Annotated in this window: 23 protein-coding genes; 11 read left to right on the forward strand and 12 right to left on the reverse strand. The window is 66.0% G+C overall.

Annotation, left to right across the window (positions count from 1 at the left end):
* The first annotated feature begins 209 nt into the window (after window positions 1-209).
* Window positions 210-869 carry a protein-L-isoaspartate O-methyltransferase family protein gene (locus G578_RS0114175; protein ID WP_028794790.1) on the forward strand — a complete coding sequence of 220 codons (660 nt, stop codon included), beginning with the start codon at window positions 210-212 and terminating at the stop codon, window positions 867-869.
* Between the two features lie 84 nt (window positions 870-953).
* Window positions 954-2,354, forward strand: coding sequence for a TolC family outer membrane protein (locus G578_RS0114180; protein ID WP_028794791.1), 1,401 nt, complete (start codon window positions 954-956; stop codon window positions 2,352-2,354).
* 49 nt (window positions 2,355-2,403) lie between these two features.
* Here the strand turns inward: G578_RS0114180 and G578_RS30190 are convergent, their stop codons facing one another.
* Entirely contained in the window at window positions 2,404-2,943 is a 540-nt protein-coding gene (locus G578_RS30190; RefSeq protein WP_051244802.1) for a hypothetical protein, read from the reverse strand.
* On the opposite strand from G578_RS30190, the gene G578_RS30195 reads away from it, so the two are divergent.
* Window positions 2,938-3,156: a DUF2497 domain-containing protein gene (locus G578_RS30195; RefSeq protein ID WP_028794792.1), complete on the forward strand. Its 219-nt coding sequence runs from the start codon at window positions 2,938-2,940 to the stop codon at window positions 3,154-3,156. The two genes, G578_RS30190 and G578_RS30195, sit on opposite strands and share 6 nt — an antisense overlap.
* Window positions 3,157-3,335: 179 nt before the next feature.
* The gene (locus G578_RS0114195; protein WP_028794793.1) at window positions 3,336-5,999 is read left to right on the forward strand and encodes a valine--tRNA ligase; all 2,664 of its coding nucleotides are present in this window, start codon (window positions 3,336-3,338) and stop codon (window positions 5,997-5,999) included.
* Between the two features lie 332 nt (window positions 6,000-6,331).
* Here G578_RS0114195 and G578_RS29560 read toward each other — a convergent pair whose 3' ends face one another.
* Window positions 6,332-7,255 carry an EamA family transporter gene (locus G578_RS29560; protein ID WP_028794794.1) on the reverse strand — a complete coding sequence of 308 codons (924 nt, stop codon included), beginning with the start codon at window positions 7,253-7,255 and terminating at the stop codon, window positions 6,332-6,334.
* A gap of 96 nt (window positions 7,256-7,351) precedes the next feature.
* Between G578_RS29560 and G578_RS0114205 the strand changes: the two genes are divergently transcribed.
* Entirely contained in the window at window positions 7,352-8,224 is an 873-nt protein-coding gene (locus G578_RS0114205; protein WP_028794795.1) for a LysR family transcriptional regulator, read from the forward strand.
* A 110-nt stretch (window positions 8,225-8,334) separates the two neighbouring features.
* The gene (locus G578_RS0114210; protein ID WP_028794796.1) at window positions 8,335-9,846 is read left to right on the forward strand and encodes a M81 family metallopeptidase; all 1,512 of its coding nucleotides are present in this window, start codon (window positions 8,335-8,337) and stop codon (window positions 9,844-9,846) included.
* Between the two features lie 5 nt (window positions 9,847-9,851).
* Here G578_RS0114210 and G578_RS0114215 read toward each other — a convergent pair whose 3' ends face one another.
* The 3 genes from G578_RS0114215 to erpA form a co-directional block, all read right to left on the reverse strand.
* Complete coding sequence (locus G578_RS0114215) at window positions 9,852-10,172, reverse strand: hypothetical protein (RefSeq protein ID WP_028794797.1); 321 nt, start codon at window positions 10,170-10,172, stop codon at window positions 9,852-9,854.
* Complete coding sequence (gene xth / locus G578_RS0114220) at window positions 10,169-10,945, reverse strand: exodeoxyribonuclease III (protein WP_028794798.1); 777 nt, start codon at window positions 10,943-10,945, stop codon at window positions 10,169-10,171. The genes G578_RS0114215 and xth overlap by 4 nt, the downstream gene beginning before the upstream one ends.
* A 121-nt stretch (window positions 10,946-11,066) precedes the next feature.
* On the reverse strand, window positions 11,067-11,423 hold the full coding sequence (erpA, locus tag G578_RS0114225) for an iron-sulfur cluster insertion protein ErpA (protein WP_028794799.1): 357 nt from the start codon (window positions 11,421-11,423) through the stop codon (window positions 11,067-11,069).
* Between the two features lie 99 nt (window positions 11,424-11,522).
* Between erpA and G578_RS0114230 the strand changes: the two genes are divergently transcribed.
* Both G578_RS0114230 and G578_RS0114235 read left to right on the forward strand, forming a co-directional pair.
* A complete protein-coding gene (locus G578_RS0114230) occupies window positions 11,523-12,035 on the forward strand; it encodes a hypothetical protein (protein WP_156907323.1) in 513 nt (170 codons plus the stop codon).
* Between the two features lie 140 nt (window positions 12,036-12,175).
* Entirely contained in the window at window positions 12,176-12,661 is a 486-nt protein-coding gene (locus G578_RS0114235) for a hypothetical protein (RefSeq protein WP_028794801.1), read from the forward strand.
* A 79-nt stretch (window positions 12,662-12,740) separates the two neighbouring features.
* On the opposite strand, the gene G578_RS0114240 is transcribed toward G578_RS0114235, so the two are convergent.
* The 3 genes from G578_RS0114240 to G578_RS28500 form a co-directional block, all read right to left on the reverse strand.
* Complete coding sequence (locus G578_RS0114240) at window positions 12,741-13,199, reverse strand: glyoxalase superfamily protein (protein WP_051244803.1); 459 nt, start codon at window positions 13,197-13,199, stop codon at window positions 12,741-12,743.
* Between the two features lie 190 nt (window positions 13,200-13,389).
* Window positions 13,390-13,860, reverse strand: coding sequence for a response regulator (locus G578_RS0114245; RefSeq protein ID WP_028794803.1), 471 nt, complete (start codon window positions 13,858-13,860; stop codon window positions 13,390-13,392).
* On the reverse strand, window positions 13,857-16,247 hold the full coding sequence (locus G578_RS28500; protein ID WP_051244804.1) for an ATP-binding protein: 2,391 nt from the start codon (window positions 16,245-16,247) through the stop codon (window positions 13,857-13,859). Before G578_RS28500 ends, G578_RS0114245 begins: the two co-directional genes overlap by 4 nt.
* A gap of 261 nt (window positions 16,248-16,508) precedes the next feature.
* On the opposite strand from G578_RS28500, the gene G578_RS0114255 reads away from it, so the two are divergent.
* Window positions 16,509-16,880: a response regulator gene (locus G578_RS0114255; RefSeq protein WP_028794804.1), complete on the forward strand. Its 372-nt coding sequence runs from the start codon at window positions 16,509-16,511 to the stop codon at window positions 16,878-16,880.
* Window positions 16,881-16,914: 34 nt separating this feature from the next.
* On the opposite strand, the gene paoC is transcribed toward G578_RS0114255, so the two are convergent.
* Genes paoC through G578_RS26425 form a run of 3 tightly spaced genes read right to left on the reverse strand, consistent with a single transcriptional unit; the run spans window position 16,915 to window position 20,709 of the window.
* Window positions 16,915-19,092, reverse strand: a complete 2,178-nt coding sequence (paoC, locus tag G578_RS0114260) for an aldehyde oxidoreductase molybdenum-binding subunit PaoC (protein ID WP_028794805.1) — start codon at window positions 19,090-19,092, stop codon at window positions 16,915-16,917.
* Between the two features lie 4 nt (window positions 19,093-19,096).
* The gene (locus G578_RS0114265) at window positions 19,097-20,059 is read right to left on the reverse strand and encodes an FAD binding domain-containing protein (RefSeq protein WP_028794806.1); all 963 of its coding nucleotides are present in this window, start codon (window positions 20,057-20,059) and stop codon (window positions 19,097-19,099) included.
* Window positions 20,056-20,709: a 2Fe-2S iron-sulfur cluster-binding protein gene (locus tag G578_RS26425; RefSeq protein ID WP_084618893.1), complete on the reverse strand. Its 654-nt coding sequence runs from the start codon at window positions 20,707-20,709 to the stop codon at window positions 20,056-20,058. Before G578_RS26425 ends, G578_RS0114265 begins: the two co-directional genes overlap by 4 nt.
* A 157-nt stretch (window positions 20,710-20,866) precedes the next feature.
* On the opposite strand from G578_RS26425, the gene G578_RS26430 reads away from it, so the two are divergent.
* On the forward strand, window positions 20,867-21,535 hold the full coding sequence (locus G578_RS26430; protein WP_051244805.1) for a DUF6963 family protein: 669 nt from the start codon (window positions 20,867-20,869) through the stop codon (window positions 21,533-21,535).
* Window positions 21,536-21,638: 103 nt separating this feature from the next.
* Here G578_RS26430 and G578_RS29130 read toward each other — a convergent pair whose 3' ends face one another.
* A complete protein-coding gene (locus tag G578_RS29130; RefSeq protein ID WP_084618894.1) occupies window positions 21,639-22,994 on the reverse strand; it encodes a putative sugar O-methyltransferase in 1,356 nt (451 codons plus the stop codon).
* Window positions 22,995-23,513: 519 nt separating this feature from the next.
* Between G578_RS29130 and G578_RS0114280 the strand changes: the two genes are divergently transcribed.
* A complete protein-coding gene (locus G578_RS0114280) occupies window positions 23,514-23,894 on the forward strand; it encodes a hypothetical protein (RefSeq protein ID WP_028794807.1) in 381 nt (126 codons plus the stop codon).
* The last annotated feature ends 45 nt before the right edge of the window (window positions 23,895-23,939 follow it).

Genomic DNA, 23,939 nt, shown 5'->3' on the forward strand with positions numbered 1-23,939 from the left:
TGTGCGTCAATCCTCGATTCGCTCGACGAATCCGGGATTTGTCGGCTCTATCCACAGCTTGTCCACAGGCCGTGCACAGGCGTTTCGTGGCCAGTTGCGGCGCGGAGTTCATTGTGTCGGGCCAAGCTCTTGCCTATAAAGCTCGTCTAGGAATTTCCGCGCCGACCATCCCGCTATCGATGGGGGCGCACGTTGCGGTGAGGAATGCGATGGTCGACTACGCCCTGGCACGCCTGAACATGGTCGAGAGCCAGATCCGGACCAACAAGGTCACCGACCCGGCCCTGATCAATGCCTTCGACACGATCCCGCGCGAGTTGTTCGTGCCCAAATCCAAGCGCGGCATCGCCTATGTCGACGAGGCGCTGGAGGTCGGTGCCGGCCGCTACATGCTGGAACCGATGGTGCTGGCGCGCCTGCTGCAGGCGGCCCTGCCGAAGCCGGGTGACGTGGCCCTTGATGTGGCCTGCGGCACCGGCTACGCCACGGTGGTGCTGTCCAAGCTGGTGTCCGTCGTGGTCGGCGTCGAGGAGGAGCAGAGCCTTGTCGATTCCGGCAACGCCAATCTGGAGGCCCTGGCGATCGACAACGCGGCGATCGTCAACGGTCCTCTGGCCCAGGGCTACGGCAAGCAGGCTCCCTACGACGTCATTCTGATCGACGGCGGGGTTGAGACCGTGCCGCAGAAGCTGTTCGACGAGTTGGCCGATGGCGGCCGTCTGGTCACCGTGGAGGGCGGCACGCCGACCGAGCCCGGCGTCGCGGTGCTTTACGAGAAGCTCGGCTCCCATATCGGGCGCCGGATTCTGTTCGACGCGGGCACGCCGCTGCTCGCGAGCTTCCGCCGGGAGGCCGGGTTTGTCTTCTGAGCGCGGGACGCCATATACCCGCGGCAACGCCCCCATTCCTCCGACATCGCATTGCCAGGGCATTCGAAAGCTGAAAGGAAGACCATGACCTCGTTCGCGAAGTCGCTCCGTTCGTCGGCCGCGGTCGTGGCCCTGCTGGCCGGGATCGCCGTCATCGGCACCCCCGCGGCCCAGGGACAGACCCTGGAAGAGGCCCTGTCGCTGGCCTACGAGACCAATCCGGAACTGCTGGCGGCGCGGGCCGACCTGCGGCGCACGGACGAAAGCGTCACCCAGGCCAAGGGCGGCTGGCGCCCGAGCATCAGCGCGGCGGGCAGCTTCGGCATCACCGACGTGAAAGGTGAGAACCGGGGCGTCACCACCACGGACGACCATTCCTACCCGATCACCGGCTCGATCACCGCGACTCAGCCGCTCTACACCTTCGGGCGAGTCGACGCCCAAGTGGACGAGGCGGACGCCAATGTGGAGGCCGCGCGGGCGGGTCTGTTCCAATCCGAGCAGTCCACGCTGCTGGACGCGGTGGTCGCCTATGTGAACGTCATCCGCGACACCTCGATCCTCGAGCTGCAGATCAACAACGTCGAACGGCTGGACAAGCAGCTGGAAGCGACCCGCGACCGGTTCCGGGTCGGCGAGGTGACGCGAACCGACGTGGCGCAGTCCGACGCCCGCCGGGCCAGTTCCGAGGCGGACCGTACCCAGGCCGAAGGCAATCTCATCACCTCCCGCGTGGCCTTCGAGCGTGTTGTCGGTACCGTGCCGACGACCCTGACGGAGCCGTCGATCCCGCCGGGTCTGCCCACGACCCGGGACGAGGCGGTCGATATCGCGACGCAGGAGAGCTACACCCTGATCCAGGCCAAGTTCCAGGAACTGGCCGCCCGCCATGTGGTGTCTCAGGCCGAAGCCGAGCTGCTGCCGGAACTGAACCTGGTGACCCAGGCGGAACAGACCTACAACACCAATGGCGGTGACAACGAGGTCACCACGCTGACCGCCGAGGTTCAGCTCTCCGTGCCGATCTACCAGCAGGGCGTGGTCTATTCCCAGGTCCGCTCGGCCAAGGAGAACGTGAACCGAATCCGGCTGCTGGTCGACAACGAGCGCCGCGCGGTCGTCGAGAATGCTGCCAGCGCCTTCGAGGACTACAAGACCGCCCTGGCGCAGATCGAGTCGCTGCGCTCGGAAGTGAATTCTGCCGAGATCGCGCTGGACGGCGTGCAGCAGGAAGCCACGGTCGGCGCGCGCACCGTGCTGGACGTCCTGGACGCCGAGCAGGAGCTGCTGGATGCCCAGGTCAACCTGGTCACCGCCGACCGCAACGCCATCGTCGCGGCCTTCTCCCTGCTGGCTTCGCTGGGCCGGCTGACGGCCCAGGATCTTGGGCTGCCGGTCGAGATCTACGACTATGATCGGCACTACCTGGCGGTCGAGTCGAAGTATTACGGCACCGAGCCTCCGGGACGTATGCCGGGCAACTGACGGCGATTCGCGTGAAGTATTGGCCCGACAGAGGTTTATGGGCTAGTCTTCAGATTCGAATGTACCGGACAGCCAGGGTCGCCGGGGCGAAGGCATGAGCGATACACAAGAACCATCCATGGAAGAGATCCTGGCGTCGATTCGCCGGATCATTTCCGAGGATGGGGAAGACGAGGAAGAGGCGCCGGCGGAAGAAGAAGCCGTCGAGGAGGCTGAGCCGGACCCTGAGCCCGAGCCGGAACCTGAACCTCTGCCCGAACCGGAGCCGGAGCCTGAGCCGGAACCCGCGTTCGAGGAAGAGGAGGAAGAAGAGGAGGAGGACGTCCTCGACCTGTCGGACATGGAAGCCGACGAGGACGAAGACGCCGAGCCCCTGTTCGATGAGCAGCGCTACGCCCAGCCGCAACCCGAGCCCGACCCGGAGCCTGAACCCGAGCCGGATCCGCTTCCGGAACCCGAGCCCGACCCGGAACCCGAGCCCGAGCCTCAACCGGTCTACGCGCCGCCGCCACCGCCGGCCCCGCGCGCTGCTCCCCAGCCTCAGCCTCAGGGCCTGGTGTCCCCGCCACAGGCCCAGGAGACGGTGCATTCCTTCTCCGAGCTGCAGGCCAAGCTCAACGAGGACTATCAGGAGCTGCCGCTCGGCAACGGTGCGGTCACCCTGGAGCGTCTGACCCGCGAGCTGATGCGGCCGATGCTGAAGGACTGGCTGGACCAGCACCTGCCGTCGATGGTCGAGCGCCTGGTGCGCGAGGAGATCGAGCGTCTGGTGATGCTCTCCCAGCGCCGGGATCGCTGGTAGCCCGATTTCCGCCCCGACCCATGTCGGGAGGGGCTGAAAACCTCACGGAAACCGCCGGCCGGGTGTGGCGTTTCGCGCCCGCTTGGCCTATGAACGGCCTCCGTCGTCATTGAAGCAGGTGGACGGTCCCGGATCCGGCCCGGCTGGTTCCGTCCCTGCGCCGGTCAAGGACCCGACAGATGCTTGAGAAGACCTATTCCCCCGCCGATGTCGAGGCCCGGCTGTATGGCCGCTGGGAGAAGTCCGGCGCCTTTGCCTGCGCACCCGAGTCGAACGCCCAGCCCTACACCATCATGATGCCGCCGCCGAACGTCACCGGCAGCCTGCATATGGGCCACGCCCTGACCATGACCGTGCAGGATATCCTGACCCGCTACAACCGCATGGCCGGCCGCGACGCCCTGTGGCAGCCCGGCACCGACCATGCCGGCATCGCCACCCAGATGGTGGTCGAGCGCAATCTGGCGGCCGACGGCATCGATCGCCGCGACATCGGCCGCGAGGCCTTCATCGACAAGGTCTGGGAGTGGAAGGGTCAGTCCGGCGGCACCATCGTCAACCAGCTCCGCCGCCTGGGCGCCAGCCCGGACTGGGAGCGCGAGCGCTTCACCATGGACGAGGGGCTGTCCAAGGCGGTGCTCAAGGTCTTCGTCCAGCTCCACAAGGAGGGCCTGATCTACCGCGACAAGCGGCTGGTGAACTGGGACCCGAAGATGGTGACGGCGATCTCCGACCTGGAGGTCGAGCCCAAGGAGGTCGACGGCAACCTCTGGCATTTCCGTTATCCGCTGGAGAGCGACCCGAGCAAGCACATCATCGTCGCCACCACCCGCCCGGAGACCATGCTGGGCGACACGGCCATCGCCGTGCATCCCGAGGACGAGCGCTACAAGGACCTGATCGGCCAGTACGCCATCCTGCCGCTCGTCGGCCGGCGGATCCCGATCATCGGCGACGAGTATGCCGATCCGGAGCAGGGGTCCGGCGCGGTGAAGATCACTCCGGCCCATGATTTCAACGATTTCGAGGTGGGCAAGCGTCATAACCTCGAGATGATCAACATCATGGATGCCCGGGCGCATCTGAACGACGAGGTGCCGGAGAAATACCGTGGCATGGAGCGGTTCGCCGCCCGCAAGGCGGTGGTCTCCGACCTGGACGAGGCCGGGCTGCTGGAGAAGATCGAGCCGCACCGCCACACCGTGCCCCATGGCGACCGGGGCGGGGTGCCGCTGGAGCCGTGGCTGACCGACCAGTGGTACTGCGACGCCGCCACCCTGGCCAAGCCGGCGATCGAGGCGGTGGAGACCGGCAAGACCGTCTTCGTCCCGAAGAACTGGGAGAAGACCTATTTCGAATGGATGCGCAACATCCAGCCCTGGTGCATCTCGCGCCAGCTCTGGTGGGGCCATCAGATCCCGGCCTGGTATGGTCCGGACGGCGAGGTCTTCGTCGCCGAGAGCGCCGAGGAGGCCGTCGCCGCCGCCGAGACGCATTACGGCAAGGCGGTGGAACTGACCCGCGACGAGGACGTGCTGGACACCTGGTTCTCCTCCGCGCTGTGGCCGTTCTCCACGCTCGGCTGGCCGGACAAGACCCCGGAACTGGAGCGCTACTATCCCGGCGACGTGCTGGTCACCGGCTTCGACATCATCTTCTTCTGGGTCGCCCGGATGATGATGATGGGGCTGCATTTCATGAAGGAGGTGCCGTTCCACACGGTCTACATCCATGCCCTGGTGCGCGACGCCAAGGGCCAGAAGATGTCGAAGTCGAAGAACAACGTCATCGACCCGCTCGACCTGATCGAGACATACGGCACCGACGCCCTGCGCTTCACCCTGGCCGCCATGGCGGCGCAGGGCCGCGACATCAAGCTGGCCGAAGGGCGCGTGGAAGGCTACCGCAACTTCGCCACCAAGATCTGGAACGCCGCCCGGTTCTGCGAGATGAACGGCTGCAAGGTCGATCCGAATTTCGATCCGGCGGCCTGTACCGAGACCGTGAACCGCTGGATCGTCGGCGAGGTCGCCAGGACCGCCGACGCGGTCGCCGGCTCGCTGGAGGCCTACAAGTTCAACGAGGCGGCCGCGGCCCTCTATCAGTTCTTCTGGGGCACCTTCTGCGATTGGTACCTGGAGTTCACCAAGCCGATCCTGCAGACCCCGGAGGGCGGCACCGAGCATCCGAGTGCCGCCGAGACCCGGGCGACCACGGCCTGGGCGCTGAACCGGGCGCTGCACCTGCTGCACCCGATCATGCCGTACATCACCGAGGAGCTGTGGGCGAGCTTCGGCGAGGAGGCGGACCAGCTCCTGGTCTCGCGCCCCTGGCCGGCGCTGTCCAGCGACCTGATCGACGCTACTGCCTCGGCCGAGATGGACTGGGTGGTCCGGCTGATCTCCGAGGTGCGCTCCATTCGCGCCGAGATGAATGTGCCGCCCTCGGCGCAGATCCCGCTGCTGCTGGTCGGTGCCAATGCGGAAACCGCCGAGCGGGCTAAGAAGTACGGCGATCTGCTCACCCGTCTTGCCCGGCTGTCCTCGATCGAGACCGGCGGGTCCGCCCCGGCCGGTGCGGTCCAGGGCGTGCTGGACGAGGCCACCCTGGTGCTGCCGATCGCCGACGTGATCGACATCGCCCAGGAGCGCGCCCGCCTCGCCAAGGAGATCGCCAAGGCCGAAGGCGAAATGGCCAAGATCGACAAGAAACTCTCGAACCAGGGATTCCTCGCCAAGGCGCCGGAAGAGGTGGTCGAGGAGAACAAGGATCGGCTGGCCGAGGAGACGGAACGCCGCGACCGTCTGGCCGCCGCGCTGAGCCGTTTGGAGCAGGTCGGCTAGGCCCGCGACGGCGACCCCGCTACTACCAAGTCACAACCGCAGCGCCGGGGTCTTCGCCCCGGCGTTTTCTGTTGCACCACCTGTCTCGTCGAACCACCAGATATAGGATTCGAATTGGTATTTCGGCTCGCAATGTCGGGCCGATGGGCATTCCACAGTCATAGAGATGGGCATTCCACAGTCATAGACACGTGTGGCGATTCGCCATGCGCACCGCTCGGATCGCCACGCCGGTTAGGACGCACACTGAACACGTCCCGCAGGCCGCTAGACGCCTTTCAACAGTCTCCTGACATCCCTGGACCGGCCGGTAGCGCGGCGTCCTACCGGATTCAGGCGACCGCGCCGATCCTGCGGCGGGCGGCACGCACGCGTATGGCCACCACGATCAGGGTGCCGGCGACCACGCCCGCGGTCAGCGATACCGTCTCGGGCCGGAAGCGGGTCACGTCGATCAGCCCCAACCCGAAAGCGGCCTGTTCCAGTGCCATGCCGATGACCGGTAGCGCGGTGCAGCAGGCCATGTAGTTCTGCGAGCCGATCAGCCTTGTCGACCAGAAGGTTAGAAACATCGAGGGACCGCGCAGGAACACCCCGACCAACACGGCGGAGACGATCAGCGGGGCGCTCCAGTCCACCTCGCCGACGCCGCCGTCTTCCAGTATCCGCAGGACCAGGAACAGGCCCGCCGTGACCAGCAGCACCGCACCGGTGAAGCGGGCGCGGCTGCCCGGCTCGGTGCCGCTGTTGTCCGGGTGGCGCTCGGCGAGCAGTGTGCCGGCGACCAGGCAGACTTCGTTCAATAACATCAGGATAACGGCCGGGTTGGCGATCCCGCCCTCCAGGGTCATCACCAGCGGCGCGATGGAGGCCAGGATCACCGCATGGCCGAGCCATTCCAGGCGGGCGGGGCGCCGACCGAGGACCAGCCAGACCGCGACCGCCACCATCGGCACGTTCACCGCCCCCAGAACCCCCGCCTCCATGGCGCTGACCCAGACCAGCACGGCGGTGAAGAGGGCGGCGGACAGGACCCGCAGAACCCCGAGAATCCAGGTACTTGGCCGCCGGAAACTCGCCAGCGACAGCCGGCCCTTGCCGCCGATGGCGAGCAGGCAGAGCCCGCCGGCGCAGAGCTGCAGGAAGGTATAGGCCCAGGGGTCGAAACCGAAGCGGACCAACAGGATACGGCTGATCGCGATCAGGGCGGACCAGGACAGGATGGCGGCGGCGGAGACGAGGATCGCTTGGCGCATCGGGGGCCTCTTCGCGGGGTCGATACCCCCGGTATAGGACAGCAGCTCCTCGCTTTTCGTTCCACGAATTCGGTTCTGGCGTTACAAATTCGTTTCATGAACTGGGACGATCTTCAGGCGTTTCTCGCCGTTGCCCGCACCGGAAGCCTGCGCCGGGCGTCGGTCGAGCTCGCCGTGAGCCAACCGACCGTGGCGCGGCATATCCGATCGCTGGAAAGCGGTCTCGGTCTTCCCTTGTTCGAGCGCGACCGCGACGGCCACCGGCTCACGGAGGCCGGGGCGGAACTCCTGCCCGAGGTGCGGGCGGTTGAGACCACGGCCCTGCGGGTCGAACGCCGGGCCCGCGACAAGATCCGTGGCCTGGCCGAGACGGTCCGGGTGGAGGTGATGGAATGGCCGGCCGCTCTGCTGGCTCGCGGGCTCGGCACGCTACCGACCGGGCCACGGGTCGAGCTGGTGCTGTCCGGCGATACCATTACGCAGGCCGCCAGGGTTCCGGAGATCGTCGTGCGCCACCGCATGCCGCCGATCGGCGAGGGGCTGACCTGGCGGATAGGATCGATTGCCTGCGCGGTCTACGGGGCGGCCTCCTTCGCCGACGGTCGCGCGCTACCGCTGGAGAGGGCGGATCTGGCCGCCCTACCGTGGCTGACCTTCATCGCCGAGCAGCAGCATTATTCGGCCATGCAATGGATCACCGAGCTGATCGGCGACCGGCCGGCGGCGGCCCGCATGTCCCGCACCGACCAGATGGCCGCCGCCGTGGCGGCCGGCGCCGGGGTTGCGGTCCTGCCGTGCTTCATCGGCAACGCCCTGCCGGGGGTTCTGCGCCTGTCGCCGGAGATCGCCGCGCTGCAGGCCGATTACTGGGTCGTCGCCCGCGAGGAGCTGTCGAACAACCCGTCAGTGCGCAGCGTCGCCGGCTGGATCGCCACCTGCTTCCACGAGGAGCAGATGGCCGAGCGCTGAGGAGACGCGTCTCGGGGACCGGATGCGGATGCCGATTTCCATGCGTTTTCCCGGCGCCGCCGCTCGTCTAAGCTCCTCGCGTCAACCCACTGCGGCGATGAGGACAGACCATGGCGCGGATCGCGATCGGCGGATTTCAGCACGAGACCAACACCTTCGCGCCGACCAAGGCGGGCTGGGACGCCTTCAATATCGGCGGTGGCTGGCCGCCGGTGACCACCGGCAACGAGCTGTTCGCCGCCATGGAGGGCCGCAACATCTCCTGCGCCGGCTTCATCGAGGGCGCGCAGGCCGCCGGCCACGAGCTGGTCGCCACCACCTGGGCGGCCGCCGCGCCCTCGGACGTGGTCACCGACGAGGCGTTCGACCGGATCACCGGCATGATCTGCCAGGGGATCCGGGACGCCGGCGCCATCGACGCGGTCTATCTCTGCCTGCACGGCGCCATGGTGACCGAGAGCCATGAGGACGGGGAGGGCGAGACCGTCGCCCGGGTGCGCGAGGTGGTCGGCCCCGACCTGCCGATCATCGTGTCGCTCGACCTGCACGGCAATATGACCCGGCGATTCCACGAGCTGGTCACCGCCTGCGTGGCCTATAAGACCTATCCCCATGTGGACATGGCCGATACCGGCAAGCGGACCGCCGCCGTGCTCGACCGCATCCTGGCCGAGGGTAAGCCGGCCAAGGCCTATCGCCAGATCGACTTTCTCATTCCGCTGTCCTGGCAGTGCACGATGATGGCGCCGTCCGGGCCGGTCTACGACCGGATGACCGCGATGGAGACCGGCGGGGTGTGGACCACCTCCTACCTGCCGGGCTTCCCGGCCGCCGATATCGCCGATTGCGGGCCGAGCATCTTCGCCTACGGCGCCACCCAGGCGGACGCGGACCGGGCGGCCGACGCCATCGCCGCCGATATCCGCCGCCTGGAGCCGGAATTCGCCGGCAAGATCTATGACCCGGACGAGGCTGTGGCCGAGGCGGTGCGGCTGTCCCAGGGGGCGTCCAAGCCGGTGGTGATCGCCGACACCCAGGACAATCCGGGCGCCGGCGGCAACGGCGACACGGCGGGCATGCTGAAGGCGCTGGTGAACGCGGGCGTGGAGAAGGCGGCGATCGGCCTGATGATCGACCCGGAAGCGGCCAAGGCGGCCCATGCCGCTGGGGTGGGGGCGCAGATCACCATCCCGCTGGGCGGCTGTTCCGGCATCCCCGGCGACACGCCACTGGAGGCGACCTATACCGTGGAGGCGCTGCATGACGGCCAGACCACGGGCACGGGACCGTTCTACAAGAACGCCAAGATGCGGTTGGGCCTCTCCGCCTGCCTGCGGATCGGCGGGGTGCGGATCGCGCTGGCGACCCACAAGGTGCAGATGGCCGACCAGAACCTGTACCGCTATGTCGGGATCGAGCCGACCGAGCAGGCGATCCTGGTCAACAAGTCCTCGGTGCATTTCCGCGCCGATTTCGCCCCGATCGCCCACGAGATCCTGGTGGCGGCCGCCCCGGGTCCGATGATCGCCGACCCGGCCAAGCTGCCCTGGAAGAAGCTGCGCCGGGGCATGCGCCTGTCGCCGCTCGGCCCGGTCTGGAACGGGCCGGTCTGGAACGGGTAGGGGGCCTACTTCGCCGCCGGGGCCGCACTCATCTTGTCGGCGAAACCCTGGGCAAGGATCTGGGCGACGCTGCCGTCGCAGGCATGGATGGTGACCTGGGTGCAGGCGGCTACGCTCATCAGCGCGCAGGCGGGAAGGACGGTGCCCCATCTTTCCCCGAATGCCCACATGCCCAACCCCGCTCCGTCGCCCATGACCAGGCCGGACACCGCGTCGGCGGCGAAGAGGTGGCACTCGGGACCGAAGGCCGACGGGACGTCGAGGTCCTCGAAGAACACCGTGGCGCCGCAGAGACAGCCTCCCTCCACGGCCGCGCCCGCGATCATTCCGGGTCGGCCAGGGTGCACCAGACCGGCGTGTGGTCGCTGGCCTTCTCCTTGCCGCGCGGCTTGCTGTCGATGCCGGCGTCCTGCAGCCGGTCGGCCGCCTGGGGCGACAGCAGCAGATGATCGATGCGGATGCCGTGATCCTTCTGCCAGGCGCCGCCCTGATAATCCCAGAACGAGTATCTGTGCGGGGTGGGAACCTTGGCTCGGAAGGCGTCGGTATAGCCCAGATACAGGATCTCGCGGAACGCGGCCCGGGTCTCCGGCCTGATCAGCGCGTCGCCCTGCCAGGCGACCGGATCGTGCACATCGTCGTCGGTGGGGATGACGTTGTAGTCGCCGCCCAGCACAACGGGGCGCTCCTCGGCGAGCAGCTCGGCCGCCCGGGCCTTCAGCCGTTTCATCCAGCCGAGCTTGTAGGGGTATTTCTCGCTGTCGGCCGGATTGCCGTTGGGCAGATAGATCGTCGCCACCCGCACGCCCTCGACCGTCGCCTCCAGATAGCGCGCCTGCTCGTCCCCGTCGTCGCCGGCGAGCCGGGCGGAGACGTCCTCCAGGCCGCGCCTGGAGAGAATCGCCACGCCGTTATAGCTCTTCTGGCCGTGCACGGCGCACTGGTAGCCCAGGTCCTCGATCTCCAGACGGGGAAAGCCCTCGTCGACGGTCTTGATCTCCTGCATCAGCACCACGTCGGGCTCGGCGGTCTTCAGCCAGTCCAGAACGTTCGGCAGACGCGCCTTGATCGAGTTGACGTTCCAGGTGGCGATCTTCATGGGTTCGGCTTCATGGGCTTGGGCCTTCTCGCTCGCGGATGGGCGCGGGAGGCCAAAGGTCAGCGCAAACGGTCGGCGACCGCAAGCCCGTTAGCCGGAGGCAGCGGGAGAGGGGAGGCGCTCAGCCGATCGCGAAGCTGGTGCCGCAGCCGCAGGAGGCGGTCGCGTTCGGGTTCTCCACCGCGAAATAGGCGCCGATCAGCTCGTCCTTGTAGTCGAGCTGGGCGCCGGACAGCAGGTCGAGCGAGACATCGTCGACCAGGACCTCGACGCCGTTGCGTTCGAAGACATGATCGTCGTCGTTCACCGTGCGGTCAAAGTCGAAGACGTACTGGAAGCCGGAGCACCCGCCGCCGAGCACCGACACGCGCATCTTCAGCGCGTCGCCGTCGGCTTCCTGGGTCTTCAGGAAGGCGATGCGTTTGGCGGCACTCTCGGTAATGGCGAAGGCTCTATCCTGAACGGCGCCGTCGGGCATGTTTGCGATCCTTTAACACTCTTGGTTCAAAGATAAGGCTCGGAGGCCCAGGCTTCAACGGGTGGCAGGATGGACGGGTGGGCGGAGCGGCAGAATACCATGGAGCGGTCGGAGCCCTACGCCACGAATCACCGTGACTTTCTGAGCTCGGTGGACGACGCGCCGGACGGCGCGTGGCGGGATCTTGCGCGTGTCTGGTTCGAGGCCGGCGGCACGATCGGCTCCCTGCCGGATTATGCGGATTTCGACATTCTCCGCATGCCGGCCCGCCACTGGGCCAATGTCTGCCTGACCAAGCTTGTCGGCGCGGGACGACGGGAGTTCAGGGTGGTGATGATCGGCAGCGCCATCGAGGCCCATAACGGCTTCTACGGCAACAACCGGCCGATGCGGGCGCTGCCGCTGAAGAACCCGGACGTCATGCGCCGCGAATTCGCCTGGTCCCTGCGCCATGGCGGTCCGGTGCTCTCGGAAGGGCCGTATATCGGCGCGGTCGACTATGTGCGCAGCGTGCGCCGGCTGATCACGCCCTACCGGATCTCGGCCCGGGAATACGCGTTTATTTTCTACGCCTATTTCGAGCCGTACCCGGAGAAACGACCGCGGCTGTGATCACGCCGCTGTGAATACGCCTCTATGACTCCAACAGCCGTCACGGTACTTTTGCAATCGGATGACGGGATGCCGCTACCGGCAGGGCACAGAACCGACCTCGAGTAGAAAACCGACCCGGGCGGGTCAGAAGGCAGCGAATGAGTGGCTATACCATCACGTTCAACGCCGAGCGGGATGTCGCCGAGATCGACTTTCGGGACCGCTTCGTCGCCGAGACCGTCATTCCGATCATCCATGAGCTGCGCGGCCTCGACGACGGGGTCGAGCGCAAGGGTATCGTGTGGGATCTGCGGCAGGCCGATCTCAGCGGCCTGACGATGGCCATGCTGCGCGACGTCTTCACCGTGAAGAACGAGGTCCGGCCGACCAGGCCGGTCCGGCCGCTCTCCATCGCCTGCGTGGTCTCCAATCCGACCGACGCGCATATCCTCAAGCTCTGGGCCGAGGGCCTGGACGATTCCAGACCCTACCGCCGGCGCTGGTTCTTCTGCACGCAGGAGGCCCATGCCTGGATCCAGGGCCAGGATCCGGCCGCGCCCTATGGCGCGGAGGACGGCGTCACCGGTGAGCGATCCGATGACCGGTCGCCGGTTCCACCGTCGTCCGCGAGTTTGGCGGGCTAGAGTGCGATCGGTTCAGATCGAAACGATCTGTACCGTGAATTGCCCTCTAACCCATTTAAGATAGAACGAATTCACCTGATCAGATCGGTTCGATCCGGGCCACGACGAGCTGTGGAACCCCGTTTCCGGTCCTGGCGAAGGAGGTTCCGCCGGGCGAGATCGTCGCCGTCACCCGGCTGCGGAACGCCGAGAAGCTGTCGAAGGTGACCACGTCCACCGGCGTGTCGAACTCCAGCGTGATGTCGAAGCCCTGTCCGTGACCGAGCGTGCGCACCGCCAGCACGCTGGCCTCGAAGGGTTGGCCGAGATACCGGCCGGCGACCCGGTCGCCGACCTGCAGGGCGACCTCCGGCGCGTTCGACAGCCGTGCCGACAGAACGTTCCAGCTCGCAAAGCCCTGGTCCCGGGCGACCTGTTCCAGCGCTGCGGAATGGCTGATCGTCCGACCCGCGGCCGCCCGTTCGGCACGCAGGGCCCTGGCCCGCGCCTTGGCCTGGTCGATGGTGTGGATGGGGTTGGTGTGGATTGGGGAGGTCATGAGGTGACTCCGTTCCTCGCATACGGTCGCGCAGAGCGGGGCTCGCCTTGCCGCCGGACCGGAGGAGGGGTCACGTACCGCACTGTCTTCGCGGCCGAGGCGGCCGGGAGATCTTCACCGTCGGGACACGCCCGGCGAGCGGCGGGCGTCTCTCACCCGTCGCCGTAGCTACGGGGGCGGCGGACCGCTGTCAATCGCCATCGTCAGACCCGGCGTGGGTCGGGTCGCGCGGGAGGATCGCGACCTGCAGCCAGTATTCCCGCAGCGACCTCAGCGCCGAGAAGAACCCTTCCAGGTCCACCGGCTTCTTGATGTAGGTGTTGGCGCCGGCCTCGTAGCAGTTGTTGACGTCCCATTCGTCATCCGACGTGGTCAGGATCACCACGGGGATCGTGGAGAGGGCCGGGTCGCTTTTCAGCGTCTTCAGGACCTCGCGGCCGTCAACGCCAGGCATGTTCAGGTCCAGCAGGACGAGCCCCGGACGGGGACACTCGGGGCTGCCCATGCGCTTGATATAATCCAGCGCCTCGCGACCGTTCTCGCAGCGCAGGATCGGGTTGGCCAGGGGCCCGTCGCGCTTGAGCGCCCGCACCGTCGCCTCGTAGTCGTCGTCGCTGTCCTCCACGATGAGGAGGGGCTGAACTTCCGCCAAAGGTTTCATGGCGTACTCCCTTGCAGGTCGAAGAAGAAGGTCGTGCCGACGCCGGGCGCCGACTCGAAGCTCAGGTGGCCGCCATGCCGCTCCACGATCCTGCGCGCGAAGCTCAGACCCACCCCCGTCCCCGGGCCATAGGCCTTCTCGCTGTTCAGCCGCTTGAAGATCTTGAACACGGTGTCGTGGAACTCCGGCGCGATGCCGATTCCGTTGTCGCGCACGAACAATGCGACCCGCCCCGCGGGCTCGGCTCCGTCCTGCCGGACGCCGATCTCGACCAGCGGCGCCTCATGGTCGTTGTATTTCAGGCCGTTGACGACGAGGTTGTAGATCAGGCTGGTCAGACGCGAGCGGTCGCCGCGCACCGTGGGCAGATCCGGCGCGATGCGGACCTCTGCGTTGTTCGCCGCGAGGGTCTCGGCCAGATCCGCTCGGATCTCCTCGGCGAGGGCGCGAAGATCGACCTGCTCGAACTTGAGCGCGTCGCGACCCAGGCGCGAGAAATGCAGCAGTTGGCTGATCAGCCGATCGGCGCGGGCGCAGAGTTCCTTCAGCCGGGCGATGCGCCGGTGGCCGTCCTCGTCCAACTTGTGGCCGTGATCCTCCGCCAGGAACTGGGTGTGGTTGCTGATCGCCCGCAGCGGCTCCTTCAGGTCGTGGGAGGCGATGTAGGCGAACTCCTCCAGTTCGGTATTGCTGCGCTCGAGCGCCTCGGCATGGGCGCTGATCTCCGCCTCCAGCCGCTTGCGTTCACTGATCTCGCGGATGATGCAGCTCAGGATGTCGCCGTCGTCGGTCTGCACCGCGCTGACGGTGAACTCGACCGGGATGATCCGGCCGTCCTTGGTCCGGGCATCCTGCTCCCGCAGCTCGCGGAGAACGCCTTTTCGGTCGGGTCCCCGAAGCAGACGCGTGCCGCCCCGGCGGTCGTCGCCAGGATTGTCGCCAGGATTGTCGCCAGAATCATCACGAACTCCGGGGCCGGAGGCGGCCGGATCGACCATCAGGGTGTCGATGCCGCGGCCGATGATCTCGCCGGGCGAGTAGCCGAAGACCTTGGAGGCCCCGTTGTTGAAGCTCCGGATGATGCCCGCTGTGTCCACGGTGACCATCGCGTCCACGGTGTTGTCGAGAATCGACTGCAGGCGGGCGAGGGTGGCGGCCTGGGTGGCCTCGATCCGCCGCCGCCTGTCGATCAGCGTCTCCAGCGCCCGCGCCACCTCGCCGATCTCGTCCGGCCGGTCGGTCGGCAGGTTGACCGCCTCGTTGCCCGGCGTGCCGCGGCGCAGCGCGGTGGCCAGGCGGAGAAGGGGGGCCGTCAGCCACCGGGAGATCAGGAAGGCGACGAGCGCCATAACAGGAATCAGGCCGAGGGCGAGAAGAATGGCCGAGCGCCGGGCCTCGCTCACCTCCTTCAGCAGCAGCGCGCGGGGTTGGCTCAGCACCACGACGATGCCGACGGAGCGCGCCACCTCCGGGGCGAAGCGCACGGTGCTGACCACCCCGTCGTCGTAGACATGCGTACTGGCGCCGTGCACGCCGTCGCCGTCCGCCGCGATCGACCTGCTGAGATGCGGCGGCAGGCCGTGTCCCGCGCCTGCCAGAACCAGATCGTCGACCCGGCCGGAGGCGCTGCGGCGCACGTAGTCGCCCGCCTCGGTGACGATATACAGCTCCCGGGAGGGCGGGATTCGTTGCAGGATCTCACGGACCACGCGGCCGAAATGGGCATTGATGACGAGCAAGCCTTCTGTCTGGCCCGCGCTGTCCGCGACCGGCGTCACCGCCCGGAGCATGGGGTTGTCGGCTTCCGTCTGGCCGAAATCGACGTTCAGCGTGATGTCGGAGAAATAAACCTCGCCCGGGGCGAGGGTCAGGCTGTCCCGGAAATAGGGCTGCGACGCCTTGGGCTGCAGGTCCGCCTCCCCGGTGACCCGGATAGACCCGTCCTCCGACTGATCCACGCGGACGAGTTCCAGCCCGTCGTCGGCCAGACCGATGTAGCGCATCTGCGCGTAGTCCGGCCGCGCCGCCACGATCGAGGAGAAGATGATCTCCACCTGCTCGCGCCACTGGGCCTCGGTGACGCCGTCCGGCGGTTCAGCGCCGCCGTTGCGCGTCGAGCGGACGATTTCCTTCAGCGGCGGCATGCGGGAGACCGTCAGCACATCGTTGCGGAGCTGTTCGATGTGCCCCTTGACCTGGGCGGCGACCAGCTCCGCCTCGGAATTCAGGGCATCGGTCGCCTTGGCGAGGGTGAGCCGCTCAACCCAGAAGAAATACGGCACGCTGACCGCGATGATCGACAGCACGACGGCCGCACAGACCAGAAGAACATATTTCGCCCGTAGGGTGAGGGAAAGGCGGCCGGTCGGGGAGGTCCGGATTACCACGGCGCCCGCCCTCGATAAAGGCGGCCGCGCGCCGGTCTCTCCGCCAGTTTCGACCAAGCCATTGAATTAACCATGTTAATCAGGTGGCATCCAGATACCTGAACTAGAGGATTTTATCTAGGACGCCCTGATTCGGATCAAGTTTTTATTAAAGTTTTATCCATACTTTCGGTTGAAGCGCTTCCGGCGCCGACACTCCGAACACAATCGGAGGCATGGTACAATTGGAGGCGCGACAATGAACCGGAGTCACGAGGCTTGATGGGCAGGATCTTCATCATCGATGATTGCGAGGACGACTGCGAGGCGCTGGCCCGGACCCTGAAGGCCCAAGGCGTCGATCAGATCCGCTGCTTTCACGAGCTACCGGATCTGGCCGCGCTCGAGATGGACGAGCACGGCCTGGTGATCCTCGACCTGATCCTGGGCAATCATACCGACGGGCTGAAGGTGCTGGAGCAGATGTCTGCACTCGGGCTCACGAAGACCCCGATCTTTCTGGTCAGCGGCGTGATGAGCAACCTGCTCCAGGTCGCGGAATCCTATGGCCGCGCCCGTGGGTTGACCATCGTCGGTTCGGTGGAGAAGCCGGTCTGCCCCTCGGAGATCGCCAGGATCCTGCCGCTGAGATGACGGGGACGCCGGGCTGTAGCACCCCCGGCCCCATTCAAAGCGCGGGAAAGCCGCCGACCATCTTGTCCAGGGTGAGGGGATAGTCGCGCACCCGCACGCCGCTGGCATTGTAGGCGGCGTTGGCGATCGCCGCCGCCGCGCCGCAGATGCCGAGCTCGCCCACGCCCTTGGCCTTCAGCGGACTGGCCACCGCGTCCAGGGTGTCGAGGAAGATCACCTCCTGGCGGCCGATATCGGCATGTACCGGAACCTCGTAGCCGGCCAGGTCGTGGTTCACGAAATAGGATCGGCCCGTGTCGGTCGCGAGTTCCTCCGACAGGGCGGCCCCGGTGGCCATGGTCATGCCGCCGATCACCTGGCTGCGGGCGGTCAGCGGGTTGAGGATCCGGCCGCTGTCGCAGACCGCCAGCATGCGCCGCACCCGGATCTCGCCGGTGCCGCGATGCACCCCGACCTCGGCGAAATGTGCGCCGAAGGTCGCCACCTTGTAGTCCGACTTGAAGTCGCCGAAGGACATCTTGTCCTCGGCCTCCACCGGACCGTCCAGATCGGCCAGGACGGTCTGCGTATCGCCGGCGATCACTTTGCCGTCGCGGAACTCGGCTGCATTGACGCCGAGCTGCCGGGCGATGCGGTCCTGCAGGGCGAGGCAGGCGGCATAGACGCCGGAGGTGGCGCTGACCGCGCCGAACTGGCCGCCCGACCCCGAGGAGACCGGATAGGCGCTGTCGCCGAGCCGGACCTCCACGTCGTCGATCTCCAGGCCCATGGCCTCGGCCGCGGTCTGGGCCAGGATGGTGTAGGAGCCGGTGCCGATATCGGTCATGTCGGTCTCCACTACCAGCTTGCCCGCCTCCAGCCGCACCCGGGCGCCGGAATCCAGGGTGGGGGAGCCGCGATAGGCGCCGGCCATGCCGTGGCCGACCCACCAGTCGCCGTCGCTTGTGGCGCCGGGGGCGGTGTTCCGGGCGTCCCAGCCGAACTCGGCCGCCCCGCGCTCCAGGCATTCCACGAAGTGCCGGTCGGAGAACGGCATGTCCGGGTCGCTCGGGTTGACCTGGGTGTCGTTGACGATTCGGAACCGGACCGGGTCCATGCCCAGCTTTTCCGCCATCTCGTCCATGGCGATCTCCAGGGCCATCAGCCCGGCCGCCTCGCCGGGCGCGCGCATGGCATTGGCCTCGGGCAGGTGCATCCGGGCCAGATGCTCGGTCACCCGTCGGTTGGGCGCGGCATAGAAGAACGGGGTCTGCGCCGTCGAACTCTCGCCCTTGCCGTCGGGCAGGGCATGGGACGCCGCCTCGTGCTCGATGGCGGTGAGCTTCCCGTCGCGTCCGGCGGCCAGGCGGATCCGCTGGATCGTGGCGGAGCGGTGGGTGGTGTTGTTCATGATCATCGGCCGGGGCAGGGCGAGCTTGACCGGCGCGCCGACCGCCCGGGAGCCGAGCGCCGCGAGCACCGTGTCGGCCCGCAGGAACAGCTTGCCGCCGAACCCGCCGCCGACGAACGGGCTGTCGACCCGGATGCGCTCCTTGTCCAGGCCGAAGGTGTCGGCCAGCGCGGTGCAGGCCCACTCGATCATCTGATTGGAGGTCCACACCGTCATGTCGCCGCCGTCCGACCAGTCGACGATGGACGCATGCGGCTCCATCATCGCGTGGCTCTGGGACGGGGTGCGGTAGGTCGCGTCCAGCGTGACCTCGGCGGCGGCGAAGGCGGCGTCCACATCGCCGATCTCGGTCGACGGCTCGCCGGTGCCCTGCAGCCGCGCGAACGCGGCCTCCAGATCGGCCTCCACCGGATCCGGCGCGTAGCTGACCTGGATCAGGCCGGCGGCGGCGCGGGCCTGCTCGAAGCTGTCGGCCACCACGACGGCGATCGCCTGGTGGTAATGCCCGACCGCGTCGCCGCCGAACAGCCGGGCGGTGTTGTCGTCGGAGATCGGCAGCGGGTCGATGTCGAGGGTCGTGACCACGGCGCGCACGCCGGGTGCCTTGCGGGCGGCCTCGGCGTCCATCGCGGTGATCCGGCCCTTGGCGATGCCGGCGCCCAGCGGATAGCCGTGGAGCTGACCGGCGACCACGTCGTGCCGCTCGTAGGCGTAGGGGGCGGTACCGGTGACCTTCAGCGGCCCGTCCCGGCGCTCCATCGGCCGGCCGACGATGCCGGCATGGTCGAAGCGGTTGTCTTCGGCGGGATGCGTGAAGTCCATCGGATTACTCCTCGGAGCTTGGGGCGGCCATCAGGGTAGCCAGCGTCCGTTCGGCGAGCGTGATCTTGAAGGCGTTCTGGTCGGTCGGGCGCGCGCCCTCCAGCAGGCGGGCCATCACCGCAGCGGCCCCGTTCGGCAGTTCCGCGTCGGCCTCGGCCGAGCGCCAGGGCTTCGGCGCCACCCCGCCCAGCGCCACCCGGCCGCTGCCGTCGGGCTGGCGGATCAGGGCGACGGAGACCAGCGCGAAGGCGTAGGACGCCCGGTCGCGCGCCTTGTGATAAGCGTGGTGGCCGCCGACCGGAGCGGGCAGGGTGACGGCGGTGATCAGCTCGCCCGGCGCCAGGGCGGTCTCCCGCTCCGGCGTGTCGCCGGGCAGCCGGTGGAACGCCTCGATGGCGATCCGCCGGGTGTCGCCGGACGGCGTCACCGTCTCCACCTCGGCATCCAGGATCCGCATGGCGACCGCCATGTCGGACGGATGGGTGGCGATGCAGGAGTCCGACGTCCCGACGATCCCGAGCTGGCGCGAGAACGCCCCGGCGCTCAGCGCCGCGCAGCCGCTGCCGGGCGTCCTTTTGTTGCAGGCCTGGTCGGTGTCGTAGAAATACGGACAGCGGGTGCGCTGCAGCAGGTTGCCGCCGGTGGTCGCCTTGTTGCGGAGCTGGCCCGAGGCGCCGGCGACGATGGCGCGCGAAAGCACCGCGTAGTCGTGTCGCACCCGACTGTCGGCGGCAAGGGCGGTGTTGCTGACCAGCGCGCCGATCCGCAGTCCGCCGTCGTCGGTCCCGGTGATCTCGTCGAGGCCGAGGCCGGTCACGTCGATCAGGTGGCCGGGACGCTCGATCTCCAGCTTCATCAGGTCGACCAGGTTGGTGCCGCCGGCGATGAAGCGGGCGCCGTCGATCTCGGCGGCCCGGGCCGCGGCGGCGGCCGGGTCGCGCGCCTTCTCGTAGGAGAACGCTCTCATCGGTTCTTCTCCCGTGTCGCGTCGGTTGGCTCTTCCGCGCTCTCGGCGACCTCGATGATCGCGGCGAGGATGTTGGAATAGGCGCCGCAGCGGCAGATGTTCCCGGACATGCGCTCGCGGATCTCCGCGTCGGTCAGCGCGATCTCCGCGCTCAGGTCGCCGGTGACATGGGACGGGATGCCGGCGCGCACCTCCTCGATCACCGCGCGGGCCGAGGCGATCTGGCCCGGCGTGCAGTAGCCGCACTGGAACGCGTCATGGGCCAGGAAGGCCGCCTGCATCGGGTCGAGCCGGTCGGGCGTGCCGATCCCCTCGACGGTCTCCACCGCATCGCCGTCATGCATCACCGCGAGGCACAGGCAGGCGTTCACCCGCGTGCCGTTCACCGAGACGGTGCAGGCGCCGCACTGGCCATGGTCGCAGCCCTTCTTGCTGCCGGTCAGCGTCAACTCCTCGCGCAGGGCGTCGAGCAGGGTGGTGCGGTTGTCGAGGTCGAGGGTATGGCGCGTCCCGTTGACGCTCAGGGTGATCCGCGTGCGCTCGGGCAGGGCATTCCGCGTGCGCTCGGGGCGGTCGGCGGGGCCGCCCGACCCCACACCTTCCGGCGCAAAACGGGATGTGCTGAGGCGGCTGGCGATGGGGGGGCTCATCGTCTGTCCTTCCGTCAGGGGCGGTGTGTCCTCCTGGGGGAACACGACAGACCGCGGGCCGGTTCCGAAATCGCCGTCCGTTCATGGCCGTCAGGAACACGACTCACGTATAATCCCGGCCAGCGCGGGACCCGATACGGGCAGGAAAGCGGCGGACATGACGATCGGAATCGGTGCCTTCGGGCGCAGAGCCGGAGCGGCGGTGCTCGCGGCCTGGGCCGAGGCGGAACGGCGCGCGGCGGGCGACCTGCACGGCTTCGCCGTGTTCACCGTGCTCGGCGCCGACGGCGAGCCGGAATCGCTGGAGTGCCAGCGCGGCGGCCTCGCCACCCTCCGCGCGCAATATGGCCGGGCGCAAGCCGGCCGGGGGCGGGCAGACGCGCTCGCCCGCATGGCGGAGGCGGAGGTCGCCGGGGTGATCACCAGCGGGCCGGACCGGCCGGAGCCGCTCTCCCAGTTCCTCGCTGCCGGCCCCGCCGGGCTGGTGACCGGCCACCGGCTGCCCAACCTGGCGACCGCCGAGGGCGTCGCGGCGAACCGGGCGGCTCTGGCGCTGATCGGGAAGGGGCTGCCGCCGCGTCACGCGGTGGAGGCGGTGCTGGAGGGCGATCCGGACATCGATGCCGGGCTGATCGCCGTCACCCGGACCGGCCTCGGCGTGGCGAACAGCGCCCGCGTGCAGGGCCGCGACGACCTGGGCCAGGCGCTGATCCTCGCCGCCGACCGCCGCTACGGCCTCGGCCTGCTGCACAATTCCATAGCGCCGATCGAAGGCCTCGCCGCCGCCGTCGCCGCGGCCGGGGAAGCGGTGCTGCGGCAGGCGTGAGAGGCGCTGTTTCCTCTCGGGAGGAACGGCCGAGAGTACGTCCGGGAGCACTCCACCGTCAGCATTGGTGCAAGATCCAGCGGACAAGCGCGCCGGACGCTGTCTAACCGCCCAATTTCCAGATTTGTTCAAAGAATTTTATGTGTAGCTGATCGTACTGCTCCCGGACCAGTTTCCAGTGTCCTTTGACTGGGTAGTTGTTTTTATTGAACAACTCTACGCCCTTCTTACTAAGATTTCTGAACCATTGTTTTGTATAGAGGAAACCATTTGAAAGACGGTCGATCTCGGAAAAATAGGAGTCGACGGCGGTCCGGCTCATTTCCATAAAGGAGTTTATATTAATGACCATATCGACTGATTCATCAGGCAGATACTTTAGTTGATTTGGAGTAAGAAAGATAAAGTCATATTCCTCGAAGTTATCGGGTAGTCGGTCAATTTTAGCGATGTCGCGAAAATCCAGTATTTTCGATTTCGGATGCCTGCGCTCCAAATAGAATCGTGACACGAAGATCGAGGGCATGATGTCCACAATTATATATTGGACGTCTGACAGTTGATGGAATACTTCACCTAGCCGACCATATCCCGCTCCAATCTCCAGCACCCTGCTCTTAGAGGTGCTGTTAATATATTTGGATAGCAGATTGTATTCGGTGACGGATCGCGCCAGATCTTGAGAGATGAGACGGCCGTTGAAACGAATTCGGTACGGGTTGCCGATAAGAGATTCGGAAACTCGCGTTAAATTCTTTGCCTCATCGAGATATACGGCCATACGCCACATGGCGCTGGTGTAGAGTACATATTGTTTAAAGGTTGCGTAAGCATCCTGAGGTTTGTTTGTTGGAGTGGCGCTAAATATTAACTCAATATGCCGGGCATCAAAATCTTCATGGACATCCGCTAATATACGGTTATCACCCATTTTCATAATAAATTTAAATAATTCCTGAAAATCTTCGGGAAACCGACCGCCTATGAAATTACTCAAAACATGACCGTAATGCCTCTTAAAGGATTTGAAATTCTCTTTCTCAAAAAAGACAGACGTATCTCTTTCTTTATTCTTCCAAAAATCATTTGACATAAATTCAGGGGATTTATTTGCTTCAGTTAGAAAATATTCTTGAAACGAACTAAACTCCGCCGGATCAAAATCATCTAAATCGTCATTCTTCGGCTCCAATTCTGCGCTATACATATTTCCGTGAAACACAAATTCATTTTGGCCAATATTTTTTTTTTCAAGGATTTCGGAAGAAGCTAGAGCACAGACATAGACACGATATTTTAGATTAAATATTTTTCCAGTATCGTTCTCTGTCTTTACGATTTTATTGTAAAGCAACCGTATTTTTGGTTCAGACCCCACCGGATCATTCTTTATCTCTTCATCAATAAGTTCAAAGCTTCTCCTTTTTGTTTTTGATGATTTCTGATCTAATTCGGACATCTATTCATGCTCCATTGTCTTCGCGTGCGCTTAGCCGTATCTTCAGAGATTGAATATGGATAGCGTCGATTGAACTGACCATACTTCCTAATTGGAAGAGTTTTCATGAACGAAGAATTTCTTGGCGATCACATTCTGACGCAGCTTACTGAATTTATCAAATGCGTCTATATCACGCAAAACCCTGGAAATGCGTGTTAACCAGAAACTCCGTAACACAGATCGCCAAATCCGGCCGGGCCGATCGGTCCCGTCGCACGTCTTTTGGCCGAACCGCATTCTATAACCTAAAGGGGCGATCACTGGATTTGAGACCGTCGGGTTGCCCTGGATGTCTGTCCGCCTGGTGACACACGCTGCCGCTGATCGGCACGTGCGCTGCCGCCCTTCATGCCGTGGAGCGGAAGCCGGAAGGCATTCGGGACCATCGGGACTTGGCAGCGCATAACCGATGCCTCACCCTTCCACCAAGCCGCAGGCCATCACGGAAGGCCGAAAACAGCGGCAAAGGGGGCGAAAATGACGGACGGAGTCGGGTTCAGCACGACCATGCTGAACGAGCGGACGATCGAGATGATCGTGACGGGCTACCCGGCGGCGGACGATCTGTTGGCCTTCATCCATGCCACGTTTCCCGACGCCACGTTCAGCCACGTGCTCTGGAACTTCAGCCGCGCCTCGCTGGCGATGTTGGAGATCGGCGATTTCAAGGATCTTGCCGCGGCGGGCCGCCAGTTCGCCGCCGCCCGTGGGGCCGATGCCAGGACCGCGGTCCTGGTGCAGAGCACGGCCGACGTGCTGCTCGTCCGCGCCTACAGCGCCATGACCTTGGACCTGCGACCCATGGCCGTGCGCGCGGCGACCGACCGCCAGGAACTGCTCGACTGGCTGGGTGCCTGACGTTGTCATACTTAGAGTGTAAGGTGAAAATCAGTCGGCGAGCGC

This window comes from Thalassobaculum salexigens DSM 19539 (genome assembly GCF_000423805.1).
Classification (GTDB): domain Bacteria; phylum Pseudomonadota; class Alphaproteobacteria; order Thalassobaculales; family Thalassobaculaceae; genus Thalassobaculum; species Thalassobaculum litoreum.

Coding starts and splice junctions, on each gene's coding strand:
- erpA (WP_028794799.1), bottom strand. CDS start 11,423: ATGCCCGACGGCGCCGTTCAGGATAGAGCCTTCGCCATTACCGAGAGT.
- G578_RS0114255 (WP_028794804.1), top strand. CDS start 16,509: ATGGGCAGGATCTTCATCATCGATGATTGCGAGGACGACTGCGAGGCG.
- G578_RS26425 (WP_084618893.1), bottom strand. CDS start 20,709: ATGAGCCCCCCCATCGCCAGCCGCCTCAGCACATCCCGTTTTGCGCCG.
- G578_RS26430 (WP_051244805.1), top strand. CDS start 20,867: ATGACGATCGGAATCGGTGCCTTCGGGCGCAGAGCCGGAGCGGCGGTG.
- G578_RS29560 (WP_028794794.1), bottom strand. CDS start 7,255: ATGCGCCAAGCGATCCTCGTCTCCGCCGCCGCCATCCTGTCCTGGTCC.
- G578_RS30190 (WP_051244802.1), bottom strand. CDS start 2,943: ATGCACCGTCTCCTGGGCCTGTGGCGGGGACACCAGGCCCTGAGGCTG.
- paoC (WP_028794805.1), bottom strand. CDS start 19,092: ATGGACTTCACGCATCCCGCCGAAGACAACCGCTTCGACCATGCCGGC.
- G578_RS0114280 (WP_028794807.1), top strand. CDS start 23,514: ATGACGGACGGAGTCGGGTTCAGCACGACCATGCTGAACGAGCGGACG.
- G578_RS0114240 (WP_051244803.1), bottom strand. CDS start 13,199: ATGACCTCCCCAATCCACACCAACCCCATCCACACCATCGACCAGGCC.
- G578_RS0114215 (WP_028794797.1), bottom strand. CDS start 10,172: ATGATCGCGGGCGCGGCCGTGGAGGGAGGCTGTCTCTGCGGCGCCACG.
- G578_RS0114210 (WP_028794796.1), top strand. CDS start 8,335: ATGGCGCGGATCGCGATCGGCGGATTTCAGCACGAGACCAACACCTTC.
- G578_RS0114175 (WP_028794790.1), top strand. CDS start 210: ATGGTCGACTACGCCCTGGCACGCCTGAACATGGTCGAGAGCCAGATC.
- G578_RS0114230 (WP_156907323.1), top strand. CDS start 11,523: ATGGAGCGGTCGGAGCCCTACGCCACGAATCACCGTGACTTTCTGAGC.
- G578_RS0114180 (WP_028794791.1), top strand. CDS start 954: ATGACCTCGTTCGCGAAGTCGCTCCGTTCGTCGGCCGCGGTCGTGGCC.
- G578_RS0114235 (WP_028794801.1), top strand. CDS start 12,176: ATGAGTGGCTATACCATCACGTTCAACGCCGAGCGGGATGTCGCCGAG.
- G578_RS0114245 (WP_028794803.1), bottom strand. CDS start 13,860: ATGAAACCTTTGGCGGAAGTTCAGCCCCTCCTCATCGTGGAGGACAGC.
- G578_RS0114205 (WP_028794795.1), top strand. CDS start 7,352: ATGAACTGGGACGATCTTCAGGCGTTTCTCGCCGTTGCCCGCACCGGA.
- G578_RS0114265 (WP_028794806.1), bottom strand. CDS start 20,059: ATGAGAGCGTTCTCCTACGAGAAGGCGCGCGACCCGGCCGCCGCCGCG.
- G578_RS0114195 (WP_028794793.1), top strand. CDS start 3,336: ATGCTTGAGAAGACCTATTCCCCCGCCGATGTCGAGGCCCGGCTGTAT.
- G578_RS29130 (WP_084618894.1), bottom strand. CDS start 22,994: ATGTCCGAATTAGATCAGAAATCATCAAAAACAAAAAGGAGAAGCTTT.
- xth (WP_028794798.1), bottom strand. CDS start 10,945: ATGAAGATCGCCACCTGGAACGTCAACTCGATCAAGGCGCGTCTGCCG.